The 7,226-nt window shown below is 72.9% G+C and carries 7 protein-coding genes; 3 read left to right on the plus strand and 4 right to left on the minus strand.

The window, feature by feature from the left end; translation table 11 throughout:
* Positions 1 to 4: 4 nt before the first annotated feature.
* Positions 5 to 2,326 (minus strand): FdhF/YdeP family oxidoreductase, encoded by a 2,322-nt coding sequence (locus J7523_RS17910; RefSeq protein ID WP_291889761.1) that lies wholly within the window; start codon positions 2,324 to 2,326, stop codon positions 5 to 7.
* Positions 2,326 to 3,168 (minus strand): formate dehydrogenase accessory sulfurtransferase FdhD, encoded by an 843-nt coding sequence (fdhD, locus tag J7523_RS17915; RefSeq protein WP_291889763.1) that lies wholly within the window; start codon positions 3,166 to 3,168, stop codon positions 2,326 to 2,328. The genes J7523_RS17910 and fdhD overlap by 1 nt, the downstream gene beginning before the upstream one ends.
* A 160-nt stretch (positions 3,169 to 3,328) precedes the next feature.
* On the opposite strand from fdhD, the gene J7523_RS17920 reads away from it, so the two are divergent.
* The 3 genes from J7523_RS17920 to J7523_RS17930 all read left to right on the plus strand — a co-directional run bounded on the left by J7523_RS17920 (position 3,329) and on the right by J7523_RS17930 (position 5,535).
* A complete protein-coding gene (locus tag J7523_RS17920; protein WP_291889765.1) occupies positions 3,329 to 3,856 on the plus strand; it encodes a hypothetical protein in 528 nt (175 codons plus the stop codon).
* A 54-nt stretch (positions 3,857 to 3,910) separates the two neighbouring features.
* Complete coding sequence (locus J7523_RS17925; protein ID WP_291889767.1) at positions 3,911 to 4,108, plus strand: DUF2510 domain-containing protein; 198 nt, start codon at positions 3,911 to 3,913, stop codon at positions 4,106 to 4,108.
* Between the two features lie 323 nt (positions 4,109 to 4,431).
* A complete protein-coding gene (locus tag J7523_RS17930) occupies positions 4,432 to 5,535 on the plus strand; it encodes a M15 family metallopeptidase (protein WP_291889769.1) in 1,104 nt (367 codons plus the stop codon).
* Positions 5,536 to 5,554: 19 nt separating this feature from the next.
* Here the strand turns inward: J7523_RS17930 and pflA are convergent, their stop codons facing one another.
* Together pflA and J7523_RS17940 are read right to left on the minus strand one after the other, a co-directional pair.
* Complete coding sequence (gene pflA, locus J7523_RS17935; RefSeq protein WP_291889772.1) at positions 5,555 to 6,439, minus strand: pyruvate formate-lyase-activating protein; 885 nt, start codon at positions 6,437 to 6,439, stop codon at positions 5,555 to 5,557.
* A gap of 12 nt (positions 6,440 to 6,451) precedes the next feature.
* Positions 6,452 to 7,226, minus strand: a 775-nt coding sequence (locus J7523_RS17940) for a pyruvate formate lyase family protein (protein WP_291889774.1), incomplete at its 5' end; no start/stop codon positions are given.

Raw genomic sequence — 7,226 nt, forward strand, 5'->3', positions numbered from 1 at the left:
GATCTCATGCTCGCCCGGACGACGGCACGGTACGGGCGCTCGCACGCTCCAGCCGGACCACGATCGCCTTCGACACCGGGGTGTTGCTGCCGAGGGCCGTGCTCGCGAGCGGGACCAGCACGTTCGCCTCCGGGAAGTACGTCGCGGCGCACCCGCGGGCGGTGGGGAACGCGACGACGCGGTAGTGCGGCAGCACCCGGTCGGGCTCGTCCTTCCACTCGCTGACGATGTCGACGCGGTCCCCGTCGGCGAGCCCGAGGTCGGTGAGGTCGTCGGGGTTGACGAACACGACGTCCCGCCCGCCGCGGATGCCGCGGTACCGGTCGTTGAGCCCGTACATCGTGGTGTTGAACTGGTCGTGCGAGCGGACCGTCTGCAGGATCAGCCGGCCAGGCGGGCACTCGACGTGGACCAGCTCGTTGACGGTGATCATCGCCTTGCCGGTCGCGGTCGGGAACGTCCGGGAGTCGCGGGGGCCGTTCGGCAGGACGAAGCCGCCGGGGCGACGGGCACGCGCGTTGAAGTCGTCGAAGCCGGGCACGACGCGCGAGATGGAGTCGCGGATCGTGTCGTAGTCGCGCTCGAACCCGGCCCAGTCGATCGGCCCGTCGTCGCCGAGGACGGCGCGCGCGAGGCGCGTGACGATCGACACCTCGGAGAGCAGGTCGGGCGATGCGGGCGGCAGGGCGCCGTGGGTCGCGTGGACCGCGCACACGGAGTCCTCGACGGTGACGAACTGTGGGCCGGTCTCCTGCAGGTCGACATCGGTGCGGCCGAGCGTCGGCAGGATGAGCGCCTCGGCGCCGGTGACGACGTGCGACCGGTTGAGCTTCGTCGACACCTGCACCGTGAGGTCGGTCCCGCGCATCGCGGCTTCGGCGGCACGCGTGTCGGAGATGGCCCCGACGAGGTTGCCGCCGAGCGCGAACCAGACCTTGATGTCGTCGCGCGCCATCGCCTCGATGCAGCGCACCGCGTCGACGCCGTGGTGGCGCGGCGGGTCGAACGAGAACTCCATGGCGAGCGCGTCGAGGAACGCGTCGGGCATCCGCTCCCAGATGCCCATCGTGCGGTCGCCCTGCACGTTGCTGTGCCCGCGGATCGGCGACGCACCGGCTCCCGGCTTGCCGATGTTCCCGCGCAGCAGCAGGAGGTTCACGATCTCCTTGATGGTGTCGACGCCCTTGTGGTGCTGCGTCAGGCCCATCGCCCACGTGATGATCACGCGGTCCGCGGCGAGGTAACGCTCGGCCAGCTCGTCGATCGCGTCGATCGAGAGCCCGGTTGCGAGGGCGACCTCCTGCTCGCCGAGACCGTCGAGATGAGCCCGGAAGTCGTCGAGCCCGAGCGTGTGCGAGGCGAGGAAGTCGTGGTCGAGCACCGCGCCGGGCGCGCGGTCCTCGGCCTCGAGCACGCGCTTCGAGATCCACTGCAGCATGGCCATGTCGCCGCCGCTGCGGATCTGCAGGAACTGGTCGGCCATCTCGGTGCCGCGACCGGCGATCCCGCGGACCGTCTGCGGGTTCTTGTAGCGCTTGAGCGCGACCTCGGGCAGCGGGTTGACCGCGACGAGCGTCGCGCCACGGCGCTTGGCGGCCTCCAGCGCCGTGAGCATGCGCGGATGGTTGGTGCCCGGGTTCTGGCCCATGACGACGATGAGGTCGGCCTGCGCGAAGTCGTCGTACGACACCGTCGACTTGCCGATGCCGAGGGTCGACCCCAGCGCGGCGCCCGTCGACTCGTGGCACATGTTCGAGCAGTCCGGCAGGTTGTTCGTGCCGAACGCCCGGACGAACAGCTGGTAGACGAACGCCGCCTCGTTCGAGGCGCGACCGCTCGTGTAGAACGCGGCCTGGTCCGGCGAGTCGAGGCCGCGCAGCCGGTCCGCGACGATGCCGAACGCCTCGGACCAGGACACCGGCACGTAGTGGTCGCTCCCCGCCGCCTTGTGCAAGGGTTCGACGAGCCTGCCCTGCCGGCCCAGCCAGAACTCCGACTTGTCCTCCAGGTCGGTGAGCGAGTGCTCGGCCCAGAACGTCGTCGGGACCGTGAGCGGGTTGGCCTCCCAGGCGACCGCGCGGGCACCGTTCTCGCAGAACTCCGCCGGTGAGCGGTGGTCGGGGTCCGGCCACGCGCAGCTCATGCAGTCGAAGCCGTCCTTCTGGTTGAGCCTGCTCAGCAGCGTCAGCGTGCGGACCGGGCCGAGGTCGCGCAGCGCGTACGACATCGCGTTCGCGACCCCGGGCAGCCCCGCGGCCGCCGGGTCGACGTGGTGGACCGTGAGCCCGTCGTACGACGGGTCCTCGACGGGTGGCTTGCGGACCATCAGACGCCCACCTCCACGAGCACGCGCTCGGGCCGTGCGTAGACGACCATCGACGGCCCTCGCAGGAACCCGACGAGCGTCAGCCCGGACTCCTCGGCGAGGTCGACGGCCAGCGACGACGGCGCCGAGACCGACGCGAGCATCGGGATGCCCGCCATGAGCGCCTTCTGCGCGAGCTCGAACGACGTGCGCCCCGACACCAGCAGCACCGTGCCGCGCAGCGGCAGCCGCCCGTTCAGCAGCGCCCAGCCGACGACCTTGTCGACCGCGTTGTGCCGCCCGACGTCCTCCCGCAGCACCAGCAGCTCGCCGGTCGCGGCGTCGAACAGCCCGGCCGCATGCAGCCCGCCCGTCGAGTCGAACACCTTCTGGCCCGCGCGCAGCCGGTCGGGCAGCGTCGCGAGCAGCGCCGACGGCACGCGCACCCCGTCGTCCGCGACCGTCCACCGCGAGCGCGTCCGTACCTCGTCGACGCTCGTCTTGCCGCACAGACCGCACGCCGACGTCGTGTAGAAGGAGCGCTCCAGGCTCGGCGCCGGCTCGGGCACGCCCGCACCGAGCGACACGCTCAGCACGTTGTACGTGTTCGGCTCACCGTCGACCGCGCCCCCGCAGTACCGCGCGCCGGCGACGTGCTCCGCCTCGGAGACGACGCCCTCCGAGACGAGGAACCCCGCGGCCAGCTCGACGTCGTTGCCGGGCGTCCGCATGGTCACGACGAGCGACCGCCCGCCGATCCGGATCTCCAGCGGCTCCTCCGCCGCGAGCACGTCCTCCGTCCGACGGGCATCGAGGTCGCCGCTGATGCGCGTGACCTTCCGGCGAACCGCGATCCGTTGCATTGCTCACCACTCCGACCGTCGACTCGTGCGGCACGACCTCCCCGCACGGTAACCACCTGGGGCCCGGAAAGGGCCCACGTTCGCCGTATGACAGATGTCAGCCCGGGACGATGGCGGATCGCAGGTTCGCCGCAGCGCGCTGACCAGCACGATCGTTGACATGACGACCTCCACGATGTCCGCCGCCAACGCCGTCCTCGGTCTCGCCGTCCTCGCCTGGGTGCTGTGGCGCCAGGTGCAGGTGCGGGAGGTCGCAACCGAGCGCAGCCCGCGCGGGCTGCTGGTCCTCGCCGGGATCGGCGTCTGGACGGCCGCGCAGGGTATCGACGGCACGGCGGTGTCGCCCGTCGCGGTCGCGCTCGTCGTCGCCGGGGTCGCGGTGTCGGCCGCGTTCGGGGCGCTGCGCGGTCAGCTCCAGCCGGTGTGGCGGGACGGGTCCGGCCGGGTGCTGCGCCGCGGAAACGCCCTCACGGTCGCGCTGTGGCTCGCGGCGATCGCCGTGCACGTGGGTGTCGACGCGCTCGTCACCTGGGTCGACCCGGCGGCCGCGGGTCTCGCGGGCGGGAGCCTGCTGGTGTGCCTGGCGCTGTCGCTCATGGCGCAGCGGCTCGTCGTCCGCGAACGCGCGGGCCGGCTGGCCGGCGAGGTGACCCCGACCTCGGTCGCCGCTGCGGCCGCCCTCGTCTGAGGTAGGTGCGGTGACAGCCGGTGACGAGGCCGCCGCCGCGAGTACCGTGAGCAGGTGACCTCCGCCCAGGCCGGCTGGTACCCCGACCCACAGCTGCCCGACCAGCTGCGGTACTGGGACGGGCGGCAGTGGACCGGCTACCTCGTCGACACCGCGAACCCCGGCGTGGTCCGGTACGAGCGGCCCCCGTGGTCGACCGGCGTCCCCGGCATCGACTGGCCACTGACGATCGCCGTCACGTCCGCGCTGTGACGACCTCGGCGCCTCTCGCCTGACGGACGACGCGCTCGACTGCCGCCGGACGGCGCGCCGGACGAGGTCGGCGGCTCGGCCGATCGGGTCACAGTGCTTCACCTGGGGCATGACTCGGCCGATGGGGAAGGTGGACCCCTTGCGCCCACCCACCTGGAGCGACCCCGATGCGACCCGCGAGCCGCGGCAGCCACGCCGCGCCACGCCGGCTTCGCGCGCCCTCCGTCGCCCGAGCGGCGGGACGCCACGCGGGAGCGCCCGGCGGCGACACGACGGCAGGCGTCAGCGCCCTCCTCCGCGCGGTCCCGAACCCGTCCCGCCGGGTGGTCGTCACGTCGGTGGTGTTCTGGGCGACGGCCGGCGGCCTGTTCAGCGGCCACCAGGTGGCCACCCACCAGCAGGCCGTCGCGGCGCAGGCCCACCGGCACGCGGTCGTCGTCGAGCAGGCCGCGATCGCGTCCGACGACGCGCGCACCCTCGACCTCCTGGCGGACGCCACGCGGCGGCAGCAGTCCGCGCAGATCCTCGCCGCGCACCGGGTCTCGATGTTCGACACCGCCGGCCGGGCGCAGAAGGTCGTGCTCGCCGCGTCGACGCTCACGACCGGCACGGTCGACGAGCTCGCCGACCCCCAGCTCCCCGCGGCGCTCCCTCCCGACCTGGCCGGGCTCGACGAGGCGCTCGCCCGCGTGCGGGTCGCGCTCGCCGCGCAGGACGACGTCACAGCCCGCGCCGTCGTGGGCGGGATGGAGCAGCAGGTGCTCGCCGCGGCGCAGGCGCACGCGAGCACCGCAGCGGACCGGGTGGCGGGCGACCTCGCGGTCGTGCCCGGGGACCGGAACGCGACCGCCGTCGGCGACCTGGTCGCCCGGGTCCAGCAGGCCGCCGCGACGACCGACGTGATCGGGGCCGCGCAGGCCGCGGTGTCCGCCGACGGTGCGGCGACCGCGGTGGCTCAGGCCGCGTCGGTCGAACGGGCACGGGTGGCGTCGAGCGCCGCGGCGGCGCGCAACGGCGTCGACCGGGGCGCCTGGGGCGGCAACGTCAACGGGCGCATCCCCGCGAGCGCGCTGCGCAGCCCGGCGTTCGACTCGAAGGTCCTGCTGCGCGAGGACGCGGCCCGGGCGCTCGACCGCCTCAACGCCGCGTTCCGCGCGAAGTTCGGTCGCAACATCGCGGTCGGGGACTCCTACCGGTCGCTCGCCGCCCAGTTCTCGACGAAGGAGCAGCGGCCCACGCTGGCCGCCGCACCGGGCACGTCGAACCACGGCTGGGGGCTCGCGGTCGACCTCACGGGCGGCATCGACGACGCGGCCTCCGCGCAGCACACGTGGATGGACGCGCACGCCGCCGAGTTCGGGTGGGTCAACCCGGACTGGGCGAAGTCCGAGCGGTTCGAGCCGTGGCACTGGGAGTTCGTCGGCTGACCCGCGTCGGCCCGTCCCTTCAGTACGTCGTGAGGCCGTGCGCCCGGAACTGCCGGCGGACCCGGTCGAGGAGCTCGACGCTCGGCTCCCGGACGTCGTCGAGCTGGTAGGCCATCCCGAGCTCGGCCCACTTGTCGCGGCCCATCTGGTGGAACGGCAGCACCTCGACCCGCGTGACGACCGACCCCAAGGACGCGACGTACGCCGCTACCGCCTCGACGTTGTCGACCGCGTCGGTCCAGCCCGGCACCAGCACGAACCGGATCCACACCTCCTCGGTGCCGCGGGCGGCCAGACGACGGCCGAACGCGAGCGTCGGCGCGAGCTCCTGACCGGTGACCCGCCGGTACGTGTCGGGCAGGCCGGACTTCACGTCGAGCAGCACGAGGTCGATGTCGTCGAGCATCTCGTCGGTGCACTGCGCGCCGAGGAACCCGGACGTGTCGACGGCGGTGTGCACGCCCATCGCCTTGGCGCCGCGCAGCAGCGTGCGGACGTACGCGGCTTGCATCATCGGCTCGCCGCCCGACAGCGTCAGCCCGCCGCCCGTGGCCTGCATGACCGCCCGGTACCGCTTGACGCGCTTGAGCAGCTCTTTCGACGTCACGCTCGTGCCGCGCCGGATCTCGAGCGTGTCGGGGTTGTGGCAGTAGACGCAGCGCAGCAGGCAGCCGGCGAGGAACACGGTCAGGCGCGTGCCGGGGCCGTCGACCGCGGTGACGAGCTCCCAGGAGTGCACCGACCCGAGCTCGCCCGCGCGCACGGCGGCGAGCCGGCCGCCGTGGTCGTACTCGACGTCGTCGAGCCCGGCGGTGCCGTGGCCGACCGGGCGCTCGGCGGAGCCGCCGACGAGCGGGTGGCCCAGCGGCACGACCTGCGGGCCGGTCGTCTCGTTGCTGGTCACAGGCGCATCCGGTCAGACGGACGCGTGGAACGTGCGCGACAGCACGTCGAGCTGCTGCTCGCGGGTGAGCCGCACGAAGTTCACCGCGTACCCGGACACCCGGATGGTGAGCTGCGGGTAGTTCTCCGGGTGCTCCATGGCGTCGAGCAGCGTGGTCTCGTTCAGCACGTTCACGTTCATGTGGTACCCCTCGGACACCATCTGCGCGTCGAGCAGACCGACGAGGTTGTCGACCTGCTCCTGCCGCGTCCGGCCGAGGCCCGGCGGGGTCACCGTGTTCGTCAGCGAGATGCCGTCCTGCGCCTCGTCGAACGGCAGCTTGGCGACCGAGAGCGCGGACGCGAGCATGCCGTGCGAGTCCCGGCCGTTCATCGGGTTGGCACCCGGCGCGAACGGCTCGCCGGCGCGCCGGCCGTCGGGGGTGTTGCCCGTGGCCTTGCCGTAGACGACGTTCGACGTGATCGTCAGCACCGACTGCGTGTGCACCGCCCCGCGGTAGGTCGGGAACTGGCGGATCTTCTCCATGAACGTGTGGACGAGCTCGACGGCGATGTCGTCGACCCGGTCGTCGTCGTTGCCGTACGTCGGGTAGTCGCCCTCGACCGTGTAGTCGACGACCAGACCCGACGCGTCGCGCACCGGGTGGACCGTGGCGTACCGGATCGCCGACAGCGAGTCCGTCACGACGGACAGGCCGGCGATGCCGCACGCGAGCGTGCGCAGGATCTGGCTGTCGTGCAGGGCCATCTCGATGCGCTCGTAGGCGTACTTGTCGTGCATGTAGTGC

Origin of the sequence: Cellulomonas sp., from assembly GCF_017744555.1 — a bacterium.
Lineage (GTDB): Bacteria > Actinomycetota > Actinomycetes > Actinomycetales > Cellulomonadaceae > Cellulomonas.